Genomic DNA, 20,436 nt, shown 5'->3' on the forward strand with positions numbered 1-20,436 from the left:
GGGTTGGGGTAGTTGTGGAAACGACCCTAGCCCGCGCGCGGGTGGAGCGCGAGACCTGTGTTCCCCGGGTAGGAGTCGAACCTACGTCGCTAAATCCTGATTCAAAGTCAGGCGGGCCCTGCCGGCAGACCAACCGGGGAATGTGCCCCTCAGCCTCAGGGGAACAACGCAGCCCACTCTAGAGGACCGCGGGCCGGTCGTGCTCAAGTATGTCGGATCGGGGGAACCCGTCCCCCCCACACACCGTTTAGGCTGGCAGCCATGTCCGACAAGCGGCGCCGCCAACGCATGACCAGCCACGAACGTCGTGAGCAGCTCATCGCCGTGGCCCGCGCCGTCTTCGGCAGCAAGGCCTTCGAAGCCGCCACGGTCGAGGAGATCGCTGCCGAGGCGGGCGTGTCCAAACCGGTCGTGTACGAACATTTCGGCGGCAAGGAAGGCCTGTACGCCGTGGTGGTGGACCGCGAGGTCAACACCTTGTTGGATGCGATCCGAACCAGCTTGACGACCCCGCAAGGACCACGACAGACCCTGGAGGCAGCCACCATCGCCTTCCTCGACTACGTCGAAACCAACTCCGACGGCTTCCGGATCCTGGGCCGCGACTCGGCGGTCGGGTCGGGCAGCGGCTCGTTTGCGACCATCCTCAACGACATCGCCAGCGAGGTGGAGGGTATCCTCGCCGATCAGTTTCGCGACAGCGAACTGGATCCGAAGATGGCGCCGATGTATGCCCAGATGCTCACTGGGATGGTCGCCATGACGGGCCAGTGGTGGCTCGACGCGCGCCGCCCCAGCAAGGCCGACGTCGCCGCCCACGTGGTCAATCTGGCCTGGAACGGGTTGCGGGGGCTGCGCCCGCAGCCACGCCGCAACCGCTGATCGTTCTAGGATCGAGCCGTGGACACGTACGCAGCCGAGGACGAGGTAGAGGGCCTGATCGAGGCCTGGCACCAGGTCCGGCCCGATCTGGACACCGCGCCGATGGCGGTGCTCTCCCGAGTGCATCGGATCTCCCAGCAACTGGCCCAGCTGCGGGCCACGGCGTACGCGAAACATGACCTGGAGATCTGGGAGTTCGACGTGTTGGCGGCGTTGCGCCGCGCCGGCGAGCCCTACACCCGATCACCTGGCCAGCTCGTCGCCGAGACCCACGTCACCTCCGGCACCATGACCAACCGGGTGGGCAGGCTGCTGGCGCGCGGTCTGGTGGAGCGCTCCAGCCACCCCAGCGACAAGCGCGGGGTCGTGGTGCGCCTGACACCGGCCGGTCTGGACCTGGTCGACGGCGCGATCAGCGACCTGCTGGACGCCGAACGAGAGTTGCTCGCCGACATGAGTGCAGCGGACCAGCAGACATTGGCAGGGTTACTGAGTCGCCTCATGGGGTGACCGGCTCGCTGGGCTGGGGCGAGAAATCCTCAGCCGCGAGACCTTCAGCCGATGATTTTGGCGCCTGCGACCGGGGCCTGCACCCGTACCACTTGGTGCCCCTCGGCCTTGAGCTGGCGGGCCACGTCCAGGGCGGCGGATTCGCTGGCGGCGAGGAAGGCGGTGGTCGGGCCGGAGCCGGACACGATTCCGGCCAGCGCACCAGCTGCCCGGCCGGCCTCGAGGGTCTCCCCCAGCTTCGGCTGCAGCGAGATCGCGGCCGGCTGCAGGTCGTTGAAGAGTTGCTCGGCGACGGCGTGCGGGTCGCCGGAGGTGAGCGCCTCCAGCAGGTCCGTCGGTACGCTCGGGCTCGCCGGGGTCGGGTTCAGTTCGTCGAAGCGCCGATAGACCTCCGGCGTCGACAGGCCGCCCTCAGCACCGAACACCAGGACCCAGTGGTAATGGCCCCGCGACAGCGCCGGCGCCAGCCGGTTGCCCCGATCGGTGCCCAACGCTGCGCCGCCCATCAACGCGAACGGGACATCACTGCCGAGTTGGGCGCCGTACATCAGCAGGTCGTCGGGATCCGTGTCGAGGTCCCACAAAACCGAACAGGCCAGCAGCGCGGCGGCGGCATCGGCCGATCCTCCCGCCATCCCGCCGGCGACCGGGATCCGCTTGCGCAGCCGCAGTCGTACGCCGCTGGTCGGCTCGAACCGCGCCATCAACAGCCGCGCGGCACGTATGGCGAGGTTGTCCTCGCCGACGGTGACCCCGTCGGGCAGGTCGCCGAGGAGCTCGCAGACGCCTGGTTCGGCGAGTTCGGCGACCAGCTCGTCATAGAGCCCGACGGCCTGGAAGACGGTGGCAATCTGGTGATACCCGGACACGACGGGACCCACGGCCAGCCCCAGGTTGACCTTCGCCGGTACCCGGACCTTGACCATGGTCGGTTCCATGCTCATGCTCGACGCCACAGCGGCAGGCTAACCGGGTCAGTGCTGGGCCGGCGACTCGCCACTCTCATTCGAGTGATCGGGTTCGAGTCGATTGGGTTCGAGTCGATCGGGTTCGAGTCGATCGGGTTCGAGGCGGGCGGGAGTGATTCGTTCCAGACTTTCCGCGACCGCGATGAACTCGGCCAGTTCGAGTCGTTCGCCGCGCGCCTGCGGGTCGACGCCTGCGGCCTCGAGCACCGCCGTGGCCTGCTCACTGCCACCGCAAATCCCGGCCAGGGCGCCGCGCAGCATCTTGCGGCGCTGCGAGAAGGCCGCATCGATCACCCGGAACACCTTGACGCGGCTGACCTGGGAGGTCGGGGCGGGGTGTCCCGTCAGGCGTACCAGTCCGGAATCGACCCGGGGCACAGGCCAGAACACCTGGGGCGCGACGTTGCCCACCCGGGCAACCGAGGCGTACCAAGCGAGCTTGACCGTGGGGATCCCATAGGTACGCGAGCCGGGCGCGGCAACCATCCGGTCGGCGACCTCGGACTGCACCATCACCAGGCCGCCCCGTAGTCCGACGGCGCCGTCGGCGGGCGCCATCAGCGCGAACAGGTGCAACAGCACCGGGACCGCGACGTTGTAGGGCAGATTCGCGACCACCCGCACCGGCTGGGGGTCAGGAAAGGCGGTGAGCTGCAGGGCATCAGCCTCGGTGACGGTGAGGCGGGCCGGGTCGCCGTCCTGCTCGGCGACCGTACGCGGCAGCCGCGCGGCGAGCACCGGCTCGATCTCGACGGCGTGAACGTGGGCGACAGCATCGAGCAGGCCCAGGGTCAGCGAGCCCAGGCCGGGGCCGACTTCGGCGACCACGTCGTCGGCTTCGACCTCGGCCAGTGACACGATCTTGCGGACCGTGTTGGCGTCGGTGACGAAGTTCTGGCCGCGGGTCTTGGTGGGCCGCAGGCCGATCTCCTCGGCGATGATGCGGAGTCGGCGCGGGTCGAGCAGCCTGGTCATGCCGCACCCGATTCGCGCGTGCCCGATCCACCCGCGCCCAATCCACCCGTGCCCGATCGACCCCAAGGCCCGTTGAAGGCGGCATAGGTGTTGGCCAGGAGCTGGTCGCACCAGTCAGTCAGGGCGTCGGTGTCCTCCGGGTCGATGCCGCGCTGGGCGGCGGTGTAGCGGACCGTGATCGGCAGCAGATAGGGCGAGTTCCGGCGGCCCCGCAGCGGCTCCGGGGTCAGGAATGGCGCGTCGGTCTCGACCAACACCTTGTCATCGGGCGTGATGGCCAGTGCCTCGCGGAGGTGATGGTTGGGCTTGAAGGTGACCGTGCCGGGGAAGGACAGCCAGGCGCCGCGGTCGAGACAGGCCCGGGCGAAGTCCGCATCACCGGAGAAGCAGTGCATGATGACGCGGTTCGGGACCCCCTCGGCATCGAGGATCGACAGGATGTCGCTGTGGGCGTCGCGGTCGTGGATCACCAAGGTCTTGTCGAAGCGGTGGCACCAGGCGATGTGCGCGGCAAACGAGGTCTGCTGCCGCGCGATGCCGTCCGGCGTACGGGTGCGGAACCGGTCCATGCCGGTCTCGCCGACGGCTCGCAACCAGTCCTGGTCGGCGTACGTGGTCAGCAATTCCTCGATCCCGGCCAGCGCCTGGGGCAGGTCATCGCCCAGCGTCGCGGCGTCGTTGGGATGGATCGCGACGGCGGCGATCACGCTGGGGTTGTTCGCGGCCAGTTCACAGGAGAACCGGGAGCCCGGCAGGTCAAAACCGATCTGCGCGGTGCGGGTCACGTTCACCTGGGCGGCGGCCCGGATCGCCAACTCCGGGGAGATGCCACTCATCTCCACCGAGCTGTTGTAGTGGGTGTGCGAATCGGCCACCGGTGCCGGCAATGGCTCCGGCAGCCCGGGCAGCCCCAGTTCCTCAAGTGCCGCGGCAATCGGTTCAGTCACCCCGCGAGCGTATCGGTTCGGGACCGTGCCACCGGGCGTACGCCTCAGATCCAGCTGTGGAACCACATCCGGTTCAGCCACTGCTCCCGGGTCAGCAGCCCGTCGGTGTAGATCGGCCAGAAGTACGCGAAGTTCAGCACCACCAGCGCGACGATGATGCCCGCCGCCCAACTGCCGAGCAGACGCCGGCGCCTGGCCGCCGGTGGCGATTCCTCCGTCACCGCGGGGCCGATGAGTTTGCCGAGCATCAGGGCGACCGCGGTCACCGTGAACGGGATCAGCAGGATCGCGTAGAAGAAGTAGAGCGGCCGCTCGTCGTACTGGAACCACGGCAGCCAGACACTCATGAAACCCACCACCGGCACGCTGAAGCGCCAGTCCCGGTCCCCGATCCACCACAGGATCGCCAGCACCAGCGCCACGCAACCGATCCACCACAGCAGCGGAGTGCCCAGCGCATTGATCACGCGCAGACAGCCCTCAGCCGCATCGGTGGGGCAACCCTGCTGGCCGGCCTGGATGCCGTTCTGGGCATCGAAACCGATCCCGCGCACCATCAGCGGCCAACTCCACGGGTCAGTCGCATAGGGGTGGGTCTGTTCGGCGATGTAGTCGCCGGTGTGGAAGTTGTAGGTGTTGATTTGGTACGCGATCAGCGACGCCAGCGGTTTGCCGAGCAGCCGGGTGCTGAGCGCGTCCGGGTTGTTCTCGCCCCAGTCGCGCATGTAGCCGCCGGTCGACAGCAGCCACGGCAGGTAGCTGAGCAGGTAGATGATGCCGGGCACCACGACCTGCAGCACAAAGGCCGGGATTCCGTCCCGGAGCAGCCCCCAGATCGCGCTCTTGCCGCCACCGGCGAGGTGCCGCGCGCTGATGTCCCAGGCCAAGGTCAACAGGCAGAAGGCCGCCAGCACATAGAGCGTGTTCCACTTCGTCGCGACCGCGCAGCCGAACATCAGCCCGGCCACCAGCCGCCAGGGCCGCCAGTAGATCACCGGCCCGAAGCTGCCCTTCAGGTCCGGCACCGGCAGCGTCTCCAGATGGTCGGCGAGCTTGCCGCGGAACCAGTCGCGGTCCACCACCATCGCGAGCACCCCGGCCATGATGAAGAACGCTTGGAAGATGTCGAGCAGGCCGATCCGCGACATCGTGAAGACCAGTCCGTCACAGATCATCAGGATCCCGGCGACCGCGCCGATCATCGTCGAACGGGCCAACCGGCGTACCAGCAGCACCGTCGCACCGATCAACAAGGTGCCGAAGATCACGGCCATGATCCGCCAGCCGAACGAGTTCATCCCGAAGAGCACCTCACCCAGCCCGATGAGGATCTTGCCCATCGGCGGGTGCACGGCGTTGGCGGGACCGTCGTTCCAGACATTGGTCTGACCCTGGATGATCAGGTCGTTGGCGCCGTCGGGCCAGCTGCGTTCGTAGCCGAAGTGCCACAGCGACCAGGCGTCCTTGGGGTAATAGGTCTCGTCGAAGATGAGCCGATTCGGGTACGCCAGGTTGGCGACCCGCGTGATGAACGCCACCAGCATCAGGCCCAGCGCCACCAGCCAGGCGGTGCGGTTGTCCTGCGGCATCCCCGCTCGGAGTCGGTCGATCGCCGACAGGGGTGTGCGGCGTACCGGTGGCCGGGTGGTGGCAGTCACGGCGACCATCCTAGGCATCCCGGAGCCCTCGAGAGGCGGGGCGACGCCGGGAGTGGCCGAACCGCGATCCGGGAGGCGGCGTGGGGTGACTAGGGTCGACGCGTGAACGAAACCTCTGGCGTACTTGTCCTGGCCGGGACCCCGATCGGCAATGTTGCCGACGCTTCGCCGGCGTTGGCACGGGCGCTGCTGGCAGCAGACCGGGTCGCAGCGGAGGACACCAGACGGTTTCGGCAGCTGTGCGACCGGCTCGGCATCGAGGTGACCGCGCCGGTGGTCTCCTACTTCGACGGCAACGAGGCCAGCCGTACGCCGACACTGACCCAGCACCTCGCCGACGGGGAACGGGTGGTGCTGGTGACCGACGCCGGGATGCCGTCGGTGAGCGACCCCGGCTATCGGCTGGTGGTGGCCGCAATCGAGCTCGGCGTCGAGATCACCGCGGTGCCCGGCCCCTCGGCCGTCACCACAGCACTGGCCGTGTCGGGCCTGCCGGTGGACCGGTTCTGTTTCGAAGGGTTCCTGCCGCGCAAACCCGGCCCGCGCCGGCGCCGCCTCGAGGAACTCGCCACCGAACCTCGCACCATGGTGTTCTTCGAGGCCCCGCACCGGCTGGAGGCGTTCCTGACCGATGCGGCCCAGGCGCTCGGTGCGGAGCGGACCGCTGCGGTCTGTCGGGAACTGACCAAGACCTACCAGGAGGTCAAGCGCGGCGGCCTGGCCGCCCTGGCGAGCTGGGCGGCTGAGGGCGTACGCGGGGAGATCACCGTGGTCATCGCGCCGGCGCCCGAGGAGCAGACCGATCCTGACGACGCGCTCGCCCAGGTCGCGGCGCTGGTCGCCAGCGGCACCAAGATGTCGGCCGCGGTGCGCCAGGTGGCCGCCGCGACCGGGCTGGACCGGACCGAGCTCTACAACCAAGCGGTGGCGAAGAAGTAGCCGCGAACCACGGTGGGCGTACGCCGACCTCCCCCTGCCCCACCCTCAACCAGCCCCTCCGGCTCGGATTGGGCGTTGCTCCCCCCACAGGCGTATCTTGTCCGCTCGAAGCAGGTGCGGACCTTGTGTCCTGTTCTTCACGTTTGGGTAACGGTGGCGTTGGGTTGTTGACTCTTATTCCCGTCGGCAGCAAACTCACAACGACGTCGTGGGCGTGGTCAAGATCGGCCAAGCTTCCGGCGACAACCATGGGAGGCCCAGGCGCGAGGAACCGCAGTCTGAACTCAACATCAGAAAGGCCGAGGATTCCTCATGCCACGACAGGTAGCTGACCCCCGTGCGGGGGTGACGAAGCGGTGATCAAATACATCATCCGCAAGGCCTTGGGCTGGATCTTGATGATCTTCCTGGCCACGAACATCACCTACTTCCTGGCGAACAACTTCCTCGACCCTGCATCGAACTATCAGGAACGTCGGCCGCAGCCCAGCCCCGAGCAGATCGCGAACATGCTCGAGCCCTACAACCTGGGCGCCAACATCCCCCTCTTCGAGAAGTGGTGGACCTGGCTCACCGGCATCCTGCTGCGCTGGGACTGGGGCCAGTCCCCGCTCGGTCAGGACGTCAACACCGAGATCTCCTACCGGATCTGGACCTCGGCCCAGCTGGTGCTCGGCGCCACCATCATCTCCACGCTGCTCGGCGTCGGCCTGGGTGTGTTCACGGCCGCCCGGCAGTACAAGCTGGCGGACCGCTTCTGGCAGGGCGTCGGCATCATCACCATGAACATCCCGATCGTGGTGGCGGCGTTCATGATCGTCAGCGCCGCCATCTGGTTCAACCAGTCCACCGGCCAGCAGTGGTTCTACGTGACCGGCTCCGGCACCCCGGGCCTGTCGGGCATCGACGCCTTCGTGAACATGCTGCAGCACCTGATCCTGCCGACCACGGCACTGGTGCTGACCGGGTACGCCGGCACCCACTTCACCCAGCGCTCGCTGCTGCTGGACAACATCAACGCCGACTACGTGCGTACCGCCCGGGCCAAGGGCGTGCCGAAGGCGCAGGCGATCCGTCGCCACGCGCTGCGTACCTCATTGATCCCGGTCGCCACCGGCGTGGCCTTCGCCATCCCCAACGTCTTCACCGGCGCCCTCCTGACCGAGCGGATCTTCGCGTGGCGCGGCATGGGTGACTACTTCACCATCACGTTGGGCCGTTCCGACATCCACGGCGTGGTCGCCGTCGCCGCCTTCGGCGCACTCATGACCGCCATCGGCGCCATCCTCGCTGACATCGTGGTCGTCGCCCTCGATCCGAGAGTCCGGGTGAACTGATGAGCAACGACCAGATCGAAACCCAGACCGTCGAGACGGCGACGCCGACGACCCGCAAGCGGTTGTCGCGCAGCCAGCTCTACGTCAAGCGCTTCTTCCGCAACAAGCTGGCCGTCATTGGCCTGGCGGTCTTCTTCCTGCTGATCCTGTTGTCGATCTTCGGCAAGGTGATCTCCCCCTACGACTTCTCCGAGCTCGACTTCATGGCGTTCAACCAGCCGCCGAACTCACAGCACTGGTTCGGCACCAACGCGCTGGGACAGGACAACTTCACCCGGACCGCACATGGCCTGCAGCGCTCGATCATCATCGCGGTGTGTGTCTCCAGCGCCACCACGCTGATCTCGGCGATGGTGGGCGCGACCGCGGCGTACTTCGGTGGCGCCTACGAGCGGATCGTGCTGGCCATCATCCACTTCCTGTTGGTGGTGCCGACCTTCCTCATCCTGGCGATGCTGTCCAACAGCGCCGGCGGTGACTGGCGGGTCCTCATCGTCGTGATGATCGCGATCGGCTGGATGTACGCCGCCCGCGTCATCTGGTCGCTGTCAATGTCGATCCGCGAACGCGAGTACGTCACCGCCTCGCGATACATGGGCGTCAACCCGTTCGTGGTGGTGTGGCGCCACATGGTCCCCAACATCGGCTCACTGCTGGTGATCCAGTTCACCCTGGGCATCGTCGGCACCGTGATGTCGGAGACCGGTCTGTCCTTCCTCGGCTTCGGCATCAAGCTGCCCGATGTCTCGCTGGGCACGCTGCTCCAGGAGGGCAACGCGACCCTGACCACCACCCCTTGGCTCTTCTACTTCCCGGCTGGAGTGCTCACTCTGCTCACCACCTCGATGGCTCTGATCGCTGACGGCCTGCGCGACGCGCTCGACCCGTCCTCCGCGGCAGGAGGTCAGGCATGAGTTCAGCTCCGCAGCATCCCCACGCGACCGGTCCTCACCCGACCGGCCTGGAGCCCAATCCCGACGCGCTGCTGTCGGTACGCGACCTCAAGGTCGCCTTCCCCTCGGAGGCCGGCCGGGTCAATGCCGTACGCGGTGTGAACTTCGACCTGATGGCCGGCGAGAGCCTGGCGATCGTGGGCGAATCAGGTTCGGGCAAGTCGGTGACGGCCCTGTCGATCATGGGTCTGCTGCCCGATTCGGCCAATGTCTCAGGTCTGGTCTCCCTCAACGGGCGCAACCTGTTGGGGTTGACCGACAAGCAGCTGTCCAAGGTCCGCGGTTCCGAGATCGGCATGATCTTCCAGGACCCGCTGTCGTCGCTGACCCCGGTGTTCACCGTCGGCTGGCAGATCGTCGAGGCGCTCAAGGTCCACAATCCCGGCATCGCCGAGAAGGATGCGTGGAAGCGCGCCGTCGAGTTGCTGGAATTGGTCGGCATCCCGCGTCCGGAGCGGCGCGTGAAGTCCTTCCCGCACGAATTCTCCGGCGGCATGCGGCAGCGGGTGGTGATCGCCATCGCGATCGCCAACGATCCGAAGCTGATCATCGCCGACGAGCCGACCACCGCATTGGACGTGACCATCCAGGCTCAGATCCTGGAGGTGTTGCGTACGGCCCAGAAGGAGACCGGCGCCGCGGTCATCATGATCACCCACGACCTGGGTGTGGTGGCCGGCACCGCCGACGACGTGCTGGTGATGTACGCCGGCAAGCCCGTCGAGCACGCCGAGGTGGACCGTCTCTTCGCCCAGCCGAAGATGCCCTACACCATCGGCCTGTTGGGTGCGATCCCGCGCGTGGACCGCAAGGCCAAGGAGCCGCTGGTCCCGATCAAGGGCAACCCGCCGATCCTCATCGACCTGCCCGACGGCTGCCCCTTCGCGGCCCGCTGCCCGGTCGTCATCGACGCCTGCCGCAACTCCGAGCCGCCGCTGGAAGAGTTGGGGCCGGATCATCAGGCCGCCTGCATCCGGGCCGGTGAGATCAACGACCAGCAGATCCAGGGGCAGCCGATCTATCCGCTGCCCGAGCCTCCGGAGCCGATCATCAGCGCGCCGCGTGAGGAACGCAAGCCGATGTTGGCGGTGGACGATCTGGTGCGCAGCTATCCGCTCATGAAGGGTTCGGTGCTCAAGCGCCGTGTCGGCACGGTCCACGCGGTCAACGGCATCAGCTTCGACATCCGCGAGGGCGAGAGCTTCGCGATCGTGGGTGAGTCGGGCTGTGGCAAGTCGACCACGCTGCTGGAGATCATGGACCTCGGCAAGAACTCCACCGGCGAGATCAGGATCGGCGACCTGTCGGTACGCAACCTCAAGCGCAGCCAGCGGCGTACGGCCCGCGGCGATCTCCAGATCGTCTTCCAGGACCCGATGGGCGCCTTGGATCCGCGCATGACGGTGTACGACATCATCGGCGAGCCGCTCAAGGCGATCGGCGTACCGAAGGCCAAGTCCAACAGCCGGGTCGAGGAACTGATGGACCTGGTCGGCCTCAACCCTGAGCATGCCGACCGGTTCCCGGGCGCCTTCTCCGGCGGTCAGCGACAGCGCATCGGCATCGCCCGCGCACTGGCGACCGAGCCGAAGCTGCTGGTGCTCGACGAGCCGGTCTCGGCGCTGGACGTGTCGATCCAGGCCGGTGTCATCAACCTGCTGGACTCGCTCAAGGCGAAACTCGGTCTGTCCTACCTGTTCGTGGCCCACGACCTGTCGGTGGTGCGTCACATCAGCGACCGGCTCGCGGTGATGTATCTGGGCAAGTTCGTGGAGACCGGCGACATCAACTCGGTCTTCGACGATCCCCAGCATCCCTACACCCAGGCCTTGCTGTCCGCGATCCCGCTGCCTGATCCCCAGGCGGAGCGGACCCGACAGCGCATCATTCTCACTGGCGACCAGCCCAGCCCGACCGATGATCAGGTCGGCTGCTCGTTCGCCAGTCGGTGCCCCCTGTTCCCGACGCTCAGCGCGGAACAGCAGGAGAAGTGCACCACGCAGACTCCCGCTCTGGTGGCGAGCCGGGAGGGGGTGGACCACACCAACGCGTGCCACTTCCGGTAGACCCCCTACCGCAGTCATCACCAACACCTGACAGCAACCGCAGTCAGATCAACACCATCTCGTGGCGGGCGCGCCACGAGGGACAAGGAAGCGAAGATGCGAAACGTTCGCAAGGGCGCCTTGGCTGCTGTCGCGGCTATGGCCCTGGCCTTCACTGCCGCTTGCACGCCTGCCGACAACGGCACCGGCGGCAACAACGGCGGCAACGGCGGCGGCAACGGTGGTGGCAACACCCACACCGAGCTGGCCGAGCCCCAGATCAACGAGACCCCCTACGACCAGGTCAAGGACGGCGGCACCTTCACCACCGCGATCGGTGAGATCACCCCGCAGTGGAACATGTTCCACGGCAACATGACCACCGACACCTCGACGCTGTGGCAGTGGTACAACCCGCAGATGGCCTTCTACACCCCCGAGGGTGAGTGGTCGTTCAACGAGAACTACCTCACCGACGTGCAGGCCGAGGAGAACGAAGACGGCACCATCGTCACCTACACGATCCGCGAGGAAGCCGTCTTCAACGACGGTACTCCGATCGACTGGACCGCCTTCGAGGCTGTCTGGAAGGGCAACAGCGGCCAGGAGGGCTACAACGCCAACTCCACCGACGGCTACGACAAGATCGAGTCGGTCACCGCTGGCGAGAACGACAAGCAGGCCGTGGTCACCTTCGGCACCCCGTGGCCGTGGTGGAAGGGTCTGTTCAACAACATCCTGCACCCCGCCGCCGCCGAGGTGGACGTCTTCGAGCAGGGCTACGTGGACAACCCGCACCCGGAATGGGGCGCCGGCCCGTACAAGCTCGAGAGCGTGGACCAGGCTTCTGGCACCGTGACCTTCGTCCCCAACGAGAAGTGGTGGGGCGACCCGGGTAAGCTCGAGAAGCGCATCTTCCGCCAAATGGAGTCCGAGGCCACCATCAACGCCTTCCTCAACGGTGAGATCGACGCCGCCGGTGTGGGTTCGGCTGACTACTACGCTCGCGTTGCCGAGCGTGGCGACGAGTTCGAGATCCGGACCGCTTCGCGTCCGGCGACCTTCCTCCTCACCCTCAACTCCGACAGCCCGAACCTGTCCGATGTCGAGGTCCGCAAGTCCATCGCCATGGGCATCAACCGTGAGCAGTTCGCCCAGGTCCGCTTCCAGGGTCTGAACTACACCGAGACTCCTCCCGGCTCCTTCACCCTGTTCCCGTGGCAGGAGGGCTACAAGGACTCCTTCGGCGAGCTCGCTCCCTACGATCCCGATGCCGCCAAGGCCAACCTTGAGGCCGCGGGCTACACCCTGAACGGTGAGGGCATCTACGAGAAGGACGGCCAGCCGCTGTCGCTGAACTACCCGATCTTCGGCGACTCGCAGCTGAACCGGAACACCGCCCAGGCCATGCAGGCCATGATGCAGCAGATCGGCGTCAAGGTGAACGTTCTCGAGAAGCCCAGCTCGGACTTCTCCAGCACGATCGCGGCGAAGGACTTCGACTTCCTGCTGTCCGGCTTCGCCTCCTCCGACCCGTTCGGTGTGGCGTACTTCTGCCAGATCTACTGCTCCGACAGCTCGCTGAACAACTCGGGCACCGGTTCGGCGGAGATGGACGCCAAGATCGACGAGGTGGCAACCCTGCCGACCGCTGAGGAGCAGATCGCTGCTGCCAACGAGCTCGAGACCGAGCTGCTCAGCAGCTTCGGCCTGCTGCCGATGTTCGGTGGCCCGATCATCGTCGCTGTGAAGCCCGGTCTCGCCAACTACGGCGCCGGCATCTTCTACACCGGCCCGGTCGAGAACGTCGGTTGGACCGAGTGATCGAGTGACCGTGCTCGGATCCCAGTGATCCGAAACACCATGCGCGAGGGCGCCGGGGATCTCCCCGGCGCCCTCGTCGTTTTCCTGCCCCGACCGGTCCATGCATGCCATAGTGGGGGCGTGATGTTTGACGGGATCAATCGCCGTACGCTGCTCGGCCTGGCTGCGGCCGCGGTGGTCACGACGGTGGTCGGCTGCAGCGATCCGGGATCGGAACCGCCACCGCGTCGCCCCTCGGTCGTGATGCCCGACGAGGATGTCACCCGCGCCGAACCCAAGGACCTCCGCGTCGGCGCCGGCGAACTGCGCCTGCAGGTGCGCGGTCTGCCCTCGACCTGGAATCCGCTGCACAGCGACGGTCCGCGCGCCAGTCAGACCCCGATCCTCTCGGCCGTGATGCCGCAGTACTTCCACTTCTCCGCCCGCGCCGAACCGAGCCCCAACCCCGACTATCTGGTCGAGGCCATCGCATCCGAGGACGCCACCCAGGTCCGGTTCGAGCTCAACCCCGACGCGGTCTGGGGTGACGGCGCGCCGCTGACCTCCGAGGACTGGGTGGCGACCTGGCGAGCCATGTCCGGTCAGCTCGGTGACGTACGCCGGCGTACCGGGCTGGGCTGGGAGCGGATCACCGAGGTCCGCGCCGACGGCGCCACCGGCGTCGAGTTCAGCTTCGATGCGCCCTTCCCGGCATGGCCGGGTCTGCTGCGTACGCCGCTGCGCGCCAGCGCGATCGGCAATTCGGGCGCGTTCAACGAGGGTTGGTCCGAGCTCGCACCTGCCATGCAGGCAGGCCCCTTCCAGGTCGCCCAGGTCACGGAGGACCGGGTGGTGCTCAGTCCCAACATGCGCTGGTGGGGCATCGAACCGGCCCTGCTGCGGGTCACCTTCAAGGTGATGGACGACGAGGACGCGGCGGCGGCGTACAGCACCAACGAGATCGACGTCCTGGAGATCGACACCGACACCCAAGCCCTGACCCGCGCCCGGGAGGTCAGCAACGGCACCATCCGCCGCGCGGCCGGCCAGACCGCCCGGCAGCTGCTGCTCAACACCGCCAGTCCTCAACTGGCCGATGTCGCGGTGCGCCTGGCAGTGCTGCGGTCGATCGATCGCGACGAGATCGCGGTGTCGGACCTGTCCGGGCTGGAGCCGGTCACCGCGCACGGCAACACGATCTTCACCGCCAACCAGACCGGCTATGTCGACCATTCCGAGCTGGCCCGGTTTGATCCGGAGGCAGCCGGGCTTGAGCTGGATGCGGCCGGGCTGGCGCGCGGCGCTGACGGCGTCCGCACCCTCAACGGTCAGCCGTGGAAGCTGCGGGTGCTGCTGCCCGAGGGCGATCCGCTCGCTGAGAACGAGGGCCTGCAACTGCAGCGGATGCTGTCCGAGGCCGGAGCCGAGGTGGAGTTGGTGACCGAGCCCGAGCCTCGGGTACGCGAACGGCTGGCCAGTGGCGAGTTCGAGTTGGCGGCGCGGCTGCGGACGGTGGATGCGATGCCGACCGCGACGGTCGCGGCCCGATTCGACGACGGCGGCGACTTGGCCGCGACGGCGCTGCAGCACGAGGGCTTGGCGGCTGAGCTGGAGGCGCTGCGGCAGGCGCCGACACTGGCTGACCAGGCCGCGGCCGCCAACCGGGCCGACGAGATCCTGTGGCGGGAAGGTGCCTGCGCGCCGCTCTACAGCGCCCCGCAGTTGGTCGGCGTACGCCAGACCGTGGTCAACATCGGTGCCATGGGATTTGCCACCGTCGACTGGACCCAGGTCGGCTACACCGGCTGAGGCGGCTCCCGTCGGCGTACGCCCTCAGCGCAGCCCGGCGGCCGTCAGTGCCGCAGTGGTGCCCTGGATGACGCTGCCGAGTTCGCCGCGCTGTTGCTGCAGCACCGGGGCGACCGGGCCGCCGATGCGGGCGATCCGGTGTTCCAGGAAGGCAAGTTCGGTGACCGCTTCGATCAGGCTCTTGGCGTCAGCGCGGGCCGGTTTGGGGAGCGACTTCAGGTGGTCACGGCGACCCTTCAGCGAGGACATCCAGCTCACCTCCTGGGCGCTGATGAGGCCCACCTCAGCCATCTTGGGCAGTTCGGCGGCGATCAGCCGGCCCTCGTGGCGGCGAGCAAACCAGGCGATGACGGCCAACGCGACCAGCACGACGAAGGTGAACGCCTTGACCAGATAGAACAGCGTCATGTCATCCGAGGTCCCCGCCGCGACGGCGGCGCCGTTGTGGATGCCGTGCAGCAGCACCGCGACGGCGTACCCACCGACACCGCAGCCGATCCGGGCCAGCACGCTGCGCCGATTCATGGCAAACCAGATGCCGAGCGAGAAGCACATCGTGTAGAGGCCGTGTCCCAGCGCGGAGCCGCCGATGCGGATCGAGGCGAGTTCGGCGGACTGGTCAAAGGTGGTGGTGCTGGCGATGTAGAGCTGGTCCTCCAGGAAGGAGAAGCCGGCGCCGACCAGGACGCCGTAGATGACCCCGTCGGTCAACGCGTTGAACTCGAACCGGCCTCGCTTGCCGGCCACCAGCAGCAGGATGAACAGGCCCTTGGTGAACTCCTCGACCACCGGCGCCTGCAGCCAGATCCCTGCCTCCGGGGTGGGCGCCAGGAATGGCGTCATCAGCGTGAACGGCAGCGACAGCGAGGTCGCGATGCCCGATCCCCACAGGAACGCAGCCACCAACAATACGACGGGTTCGGGCTCCCAGCGATCCAGCCACCACAGGATCAGCAGCGCCACCAGCAGCACCGCGGTCGCGGCCACGAAGCCCAGGTCGGTGCCCTCGACATTGGCGGACAGACCAACCGCGAGCAGGAAGAAGAAGGTGGTGAACAGACCGATCGCGATCGCTGCCACCGGCAGCACCATCGGGCGACGCTTGCGCCGCGGGCCGCGGCTCTTGGCGGCTGTCGGGCTCCCCGCGGGCGAAGTCTGCAGGTCGGCGGGACCCTGCGGCGGCGCGGGCTGCGGGTGCCGTTGCTCGGGACCTACCTGATACTGGCCGGCCTGCTGCGGACCGCCGTACGGTGTCGGGCGCTGCGTGCCGGGCTGCTGGGGTTGTCCGTTCGCCGGTCGCTGCGAGTCGCCGTAGAAGTTGCTCACCCAACGATGTTAGGACCTGCCGGGGCCGGGCAAATTCCCGGCCACTCCCCCGCTGTCGCGCGCAAGACGTGCAGTCGAATCTCACCGACCCCGCTGTTCGGGGGTCTGGGCAAATCGACTGCACGTCTTGCGCGCAGTTCGCGTGTACGCCTCGCCCGAGAACGACCATGTGGAGACCACCGGCGCGGCAACGGAAGGCCGGGGCCGGGTGCCGGGCGGCGCCGATCCGCACCTCAGCTGCACTACCTCAGGACCCTGTAGTTGTGCACGTCAAACCGCCGATGTGACCTGCGTAGCTACGTGATGCTGTAGTTACGCAGATCAGGCGTGCCCCGGGCCTCCCGCACTGGAAGCCACCCCGAGGCGTACGCCCACGCAGCCCAGGTGCCCGGGCCAGCAGGGGGACGCTTCCTCAACAAGTTGAACTTCTACGCCCCAGATCCCCGATCCGGGGCCAACTTCGTCAACAAGTTGAGGTTCTGTCTCCCCCGTACCCGACAGGTGGCCTCCCGTTCCGGACTCGCTAGGGGTGGTGTTCCCCGCTTGTCGCGCGCAAGAGCCGCAGTCGATTCTCACCAACCCCGCTGCAGGGGCGCCCGGACGCATCGACTGCGCGTCTTGCGCGCAGCTCTCGCGTACACCTCGCCCGAGAGTGGCCAGGGAGACCACCGACGCAGCAACGACCGAGATCGGCCGGGCGGCGCCGATCCGCACCTCAGTTGCACAACCTCGGGCCCCTGTAGGCATGCAGGTCAAACTGCCCATTTCGGCTGCGCAGCTACGTGATGCTGTAGTTGTGCAGCCAAGGCGTACGCCGCCTGGCCTCAGATTTCGTGGCCGCCGGCGGCGTGCCAGCTGTCGGGTCCGTCGTCGATGCTGCCGTCGGCACGGCGCACTGGGGTGACGCTGTTGGTGATCGGCACCACCGTGGGATAGTTCGGCTGCCACATCTTCTTGTAGACCTGCTGGATCGGGCTGTCGAGCTCAACCTCGGCGACCCCGTCGGCCACCGCAGCTTCCGCCACCGCGATCGCGACCGTCGCCGACACCGACCGCAGTTCGGAGGCAGCCGGCAAGATCGCGCTGCCGAGCCGGCGTCCGTCCGCCAGCCCCGCCAGCGCCTGCGCCGCCGCCGAAATCATGCCCGGGGTGACCCGGGAGGCCTGCGAGACGATGGTGCCGAGCCCGATGCCAGGGAAGACCAGCGCGTTGTTGGCCTGCGCGATCGTGTACGTCTGCTCGTCACGTTCCACCGGGGCGAACGGGGACCCGGTCGCGATCAGCGCCTTGCCGCCGGTCCAGGCGAGCAGGTCGGCCGGCAACGCCTCTGACTGTGAGGTCGGATTGGACAGCGGCAGGATGATGGGCCGCTCGACGTGGGCGGCCATGTCCTTGACGATCGCCTCGTTGAAGGCGCCGGGCTGCGCGGAGGTGCCGATGAGGATGGTCGGCTTGACGTTGCGAACGACGTCGGCGAGGGCGTACCTGTCCGGTTCGTCGAGCTGCCAGCCGTCAAGCTCGGCCTGGCTGCGGGCGTACGGCTCCTGGAAGTCGCGCATCCGGGTGCCCTCGCGGAGCAGGCCGCGGCTGCCGAGACCCCAGAAGCAGGCCCGGGCCTGGTCGGGATCCATGCCTTGGTCGACCATGATCTCGACCAGCAGGTCGGCGATGCCGATGCCGGCCGAGCCGGAGCCGTGGATGACGACGCGCTGATCGGCCATCCGAGTGCCGCTGGCCTGGACCGCGGCGAGCACGGCAGCGGCGACCACGGCGGCGGTGCCCTGGATGTCGTCGTTGAAGGTGCGGTAGTCGTTGACGTACTTGGCGAGGACCCGGTGGGCATTGCTGGCGCCCAAGTCCTCCCAGTGGATCAGCGCGCGGGGATAGAGCCGGGCGGCGGTGGTGACGAACTTCTCGACGAACTCGTCGTAGGCCTCGCCCCGGACGCGCGGATGACGCAGACCCAGATAGCCGTCGTCGTTGAGCAGCGCCATGTTGTCGGTGCCCGGGTCGAGCACGATCGGCATCACCCGCAGCGGATGGATGCCGGCGGCGGCGGTGTAGACCGCGAGCTTGCCGATGGCGATCCGGATGCCACCGATGCCCTGGTCGCCGATGCCGAGGATGCCTTCGGAGTCGGTGACCACGATCAGGTCGACGTCGTCGGGTCCCTGTCCGTAGTTGCGCAGCGCCAGCTCCATGTCGTCCTGCTGGTCGATGCCGAGGAAGACGCCACGGGGCCGGGTGTACCAGGCGGAGTACTCGCGGATCGCCTCGCCGATGGTCGGCGTGTAGATGATCGGCAGCATCTCCTCGAGGTGCTCGGTCACCAGGCGATAGAAGAGGATCTCGTTGCGTTCCTGGAGGTCGGTGAGCAGGACGTACTTGGCGAGGTTGTTGGGCTGGCGTTTGAACTGTTTGTAGAGCCGTTTGAGCTGATTGCTCATCGACACCACTGCCGGCGGCAGCAGGCCGTTGAGGCCGAGCTGGTCGCGCTCCTCGTGGGTGTAGGCGGTGCCGAACGCGATCATCGGGCGGGCAAGGATCTGCCTGCCCCGCACCGCGATCTCGACGATCTCACCGGCTTCGGTCTGCTTGTACTCAAACTGGCGTGCCACGGTTTTCAGCCTAGTGGCCCGAGCAGACCAGTGGCCACACTGGTAGGCCGTGCCGCCATGGTCGTCAGTTGCCCCGCGCCGCCGGCGCCTGCAGAGAAAGGTCGTCTCTCGTTGGCGTCAGCTGAGGCGCGGTTTTCTGAAACGACGAGCAGATCAGCCGCCGTGCAGAGCCTCCAGATGGCCCTCGTCGACCGGCAGCCGGCCCTGTTTGATCGCGGCCAGCAGGGCTTCGTGGTCGGCCAGGGTCTGATCGGCGTACGCCTTGGCGAACCGGGTGAACGCCTCGGCGACGGAGTCGTGTTTGCCGACGTAGCCGGCGATCATCGAGGCGCCGCTGGTACGTGAGTGCCCCCGCGCCAGCAGGTCGCCGGCGATCCGGGAATAGTCGGCCAGCGCCTGCCCGGTGACCCGGGTCAGGTCGATAGTGCCCTTGAGATTGCGCCACTGGCGTACATAGAGCTGCTGCCCCAGCGCATCCGTCCAGCCCAGCAGCGGGTCGGACGCGGTCTGCACCGTCTGCTGGTATTCGACGACCCGCTTGCCCTGGTGACGGTGCCAGGCCCTGTCACCATGGACGTAGGGCGCGATGACCGACCGCTGCGCCTCCTTGAGCTGCAGGAAGAGCACGTCGTCAGGACCGGATCCTTCCAGCAGGGCGATGTACGCCCCCAGCCCCACCGAGCCGATGCCGACCACCTTGCGCGCGACATCGACCAGCGTGTACCCGTCCAGCACCCGGCGCCACGCCGGCGGGATCGTCTGCAGATAACGATCCAGCGCCAGCCCCAACTCCTGGGCGTCCCCCTCCCTGAGCCGGGTCAGCAGCGGCGGATCCTCGATGATCCGGCGGGTGCCCTGTTCCTCGGCGGTGACCTTGGGCAGCTTGCGGTCCGAGGTGTGTTTGGTGGCCTTGCGGATGGTGCGGTCCAGTTCGGGGGCGAGCGCCTCCGAGGCAGTCGCCTGCAGTTCGTCGACGTCGAGCCGGTTGAACGCCCGGGTCAGCAGCGGCTGGCGCGCCAGCGAACGGATCCGGTCGCGGTAGGCATTGACGCACGACATCACCGCCTCCGCGCAGGTGTCCTCGCTGGCACCGTTCTCGAGGCCGGCGATCCACACGCTGGCGACCAGCCGGCGTACATCCCACTCCCAGCCGCCGGTGTGTGCCTCGTCGAAGTCGTTGAGGTCGAGGACCAGTGCGCCTTCCTGGGTCCGGTAGAAACCGATGTTGGACAGGTGCATGTCGCCGCAGATGACCGGCTGGATGCCGGTGGCGGGCAGGCTCGCGGCGTCGCGGGCGCTGATGTTGGCGGCGCCGCGGAGGAAGCCGTACGGGGTGGCCGCCATCCGCGCCATCCGCAGCCCGATCAGGTCAGGATTGCGGCCCTCATGGGACTCGATCACCATGTCGACCGGGTCGGGGCGGGTGTCGTCGGCGCGCCAGTACGCCAGCGCCTCGTGGGGCACTTGGTCGCGCAACGATTTGCCGTGGGCCCAGCGCTCATCCCGGCCAACGCCCGGGTTGAGGACGCTGACGTTGATCAGGTCCGGGTCCGGGGTGCCCTGCATGGGTGAATTCATCGCTTCATCGTCCGCCCCGGAGCCGGGTCACCGCAACCTTCAACCTCCGCTTCTGAGCTGTCGCGGATGCTGGACAGGCTGGCCGACC

The 20,436-nt window shown here is 67.6% G+C and carries 14 protein-coding genes, 1 tRNA gene and 1 pseudogene; 8 read left to right on the forward strand and 8 right to left on the reverse strand.

The genetic code is table 11. From position 1 onward, the window contains the following. Positions 1–60: 60 nt before the first annotated feature. Positions 61–140: transfer RNA gene (locus CGZ91_RS02305), tRNA-Gln, on the reverse strand. A 148-nt stretch (positions 141–288) separates the two neighbouring features. On the opposite strand from CGZ91_RS02305, the gene CGZ91_RS02310 reads away from it, so the two are divergent. Continuing rightward, complete coding sequence (locus tag CGZ91_RS02310) at positions 289–882, forward strand: TetR/AcrR family transcriptional regulator (protein ID WP_456095292.1); 594 nt, start codon at positions 289–291, stop codon at positions 880–882. 18 nt (positions 883–900) lie between these two features. After that, positions 901–1,392: a MarR family winged helix-turn-helix transcriptional regulator gene (locus CGZ91_RS02315; protein WP_229116365.1), complete on the forward strand. Its 492-nt coding sequence runs from the start codon at positions 901–903 to the stop codon at positions 1,390–1,392. A gap of 44 nt (positions 1,393–1,436) precedes the next feature. On the opposite strand, the gene CGZ91_RS02320 is transcribed toward CGZ91_RS02315, so the two are convergent. The 4 genes and pseudogenes from CGZ91_RS02320 to CGZ91_RS02335 all read right to left on the reverse strand — a co-directional run bounded on the left by CGZ91_RS02320 (position 1,437) and on the right by CGZ91_RS02335 (position 5,871). After that, positions 1,437–2,336, reverse strand: a complete 900-nt coding sequence (locus CGZ91_RS02320) for a 4-(cytidine 5'-diphospho)-2-C-methyl-D-erythritol kinase (RefSeq protein WP_094452334.1) — start codon at positions 2,334–2,336, stop codon at positions 1,437–1,439. 147 nt (positions 2,337–2,483) lie between these two features. Further along, a pseudogene (rsmA, locus tag CGZ91_RS02325) lies at positions 2,484–3,335 on the reverse strand (16S rRNA (adenine(1518)-N(6)/adenine(1519)-N(6))-dimethyltransferase RsmA); the annotation flags it as partial. Next, entirely contained in the window at positions 3,332–4,282 is a 951-nt protein-coding gene (locus CGZ91_RS02330) for a TatD family hydrolase (protein WP_229116366.1), read from the reverse strand. The gene CGZ91_RS02330 and the pseudogene rsmA, both read right to left, overlap by 4 nt. 44 nt (positions 4,283–4,326) lie before the next feature. Further along, positions 4,327–5,871, reverse strand: coding sequence for a dolichyl-phosphate-mannose--protein mannosyltransferase (locus tag CGZ91_RS02335; protein ID WP_229115886.1), 1,545 nt, complete (start codon positions 5,869–5,871; stop codon positions 4,327–4,329). Between the two features lie 171 nt (positions 5,872–6,042). Between CGZ91_RS02335 and rsmI the strand changes: the two genes are divergently transcribed. From rsmI to CGZ91_RS02365, 6 genes are all read left to right on the forward strand, one after another. Next, complete coding sequence (rsmI, locus tag CGZ91_RS02340) at positions 6,043–6,879, forward strand: 16S rRNA (cytidine(1402)-2'-O)-methyltransferase (protein WP_094452336.1); 837 nt, start codon at positions 6,043–6,045, stop codon at positions 6,877–6,879. Positions 6,880–7,235: 356 nt separating this feature from the next. Then, positions 7,236–8,216 (forward strand): ABC transporter permease, encoded by a 981-nt coding sequence (locus CGZ91_RS02345; protein ID WP_094452337.1) that lies wholly within the window; start codon positions 7,236–7,238, stop codon positions 8,214–8,216. Then, on the forward strand, positions 8,216–9,130 hold the full coding sequence (locus CGZ91_RS02350; protein WP_094452338.1) for an ABC transporter permease: 915 nt from the start codon (positions 8,216–8,218) through the stop codon (positions 9,128–9,130). The genes CGZ91_RS02345 and CGZ91_RS02350 overlap by 1 nt, the downstream gene beginning before the upstream one ends. After that, positions 9,127–11,235: an ABC transporter ATP-binding protein gene (locus tag CGZ91_RS02355; protein WP_094452339.1), complete on the forward strand. Its 2,109-nt coding sequence runs from the start codon at positions 9,127–9,129 to the stop codon at positions 11,233–11,235. The genes CGZ91_RS02350 and CGZ91_RS02355 overlap by 4 nt, the downstream gene beginning before the upstream one ends. Positions 11,236–11,331: 96 nt before the next feature. Further along, positions 11,332–13,038 (forward strand): ABC transporter family substrate-binding protein, encoded by a 1,707-nt coding sequence (locus CGZ91_RS02360; RefSeq protein WP_094452340.1) that lies wholly within the window; start codon positions 11,332–11,334, stop codon positions 13,036–13,038. Between the two features lie 123 nt (positions 13,039–13,161). Next, the gene (locus CGZ91_RS02365; RefSeq protein WP_229116427.1) at positions 13,162–14,826 is read left to right on the forward strand and encodes an ABC transporter substrate-binding protein; all 1,665 of its coding nucleotides are present in this window, start codon (positions 13,162–13,164) and stop codon (positions 14,824–14,826) included. 24 nt (positions 14,827–14,850) lie between these two features. On the opposite strand, the gene CGZ91_RS02370 is transcribed toward CGZ91_RS02365, so the two are convergent. The 3 genes from CGZ91_RS02370 to CGZ91_RS02380 all read right to left on the reverse strand — a co-directional run bounded on the left by CGZ91_RS02370 (position 14,851) and on the right by CGZ91_RS02380 (position 20,348). After that, entirely contained in the window at positions 14,851–16,152 is a 1,302-nt protein-coding gene (locus CGZ91_RS02370; RefSeq protein ID WP_094452342.1) for a PrsW family intramembrane metalloprotease, read from the reverse strand. Between the two features lie 824 nt (positions 16,153–16,976). After that, positions 16,977–18,770 carry an NAD-dependent malic enzyme gene (locus CGZ91_RS02375; protein ID WP_094452343.1) on the reverse strand — a complete coding sequence of 598 codons (1,794 nt, stop codon included), beginning with the start codon at positions 18,768–18,770 and terminating at the stop codon, positions 16,977–16,979. A gap of 153 nt (positions 18,771–18,923) precedes the next feature. Beyond that, positions 18,924–20,348 carry a DUF2252 domain-containing protein gene (locus CGZ91_RS02380; RefSeq protein ID WP_094452344.1) on the reverse strand — a complete coding sequence of 475 codons (1,425 nt, stop codon included), beginning with the start codon at positions 20,346–20,348 and terminating at the stop codon, positions 18,924–18,926. Positions 20,349–20,436: the final 88 nt, after the last annotated feature.

Source organism: Parenemella sanctibonifatiensis (assembly GCF_002250565.1).
GTDB classification, from domain to species: domain Bacteria; phylum Actinomycetota; class Actinomycetes; order Propionibacteriales; family Propionibacteriaceae; genus Parenemella; species Parenemella sanctibonifatiensis.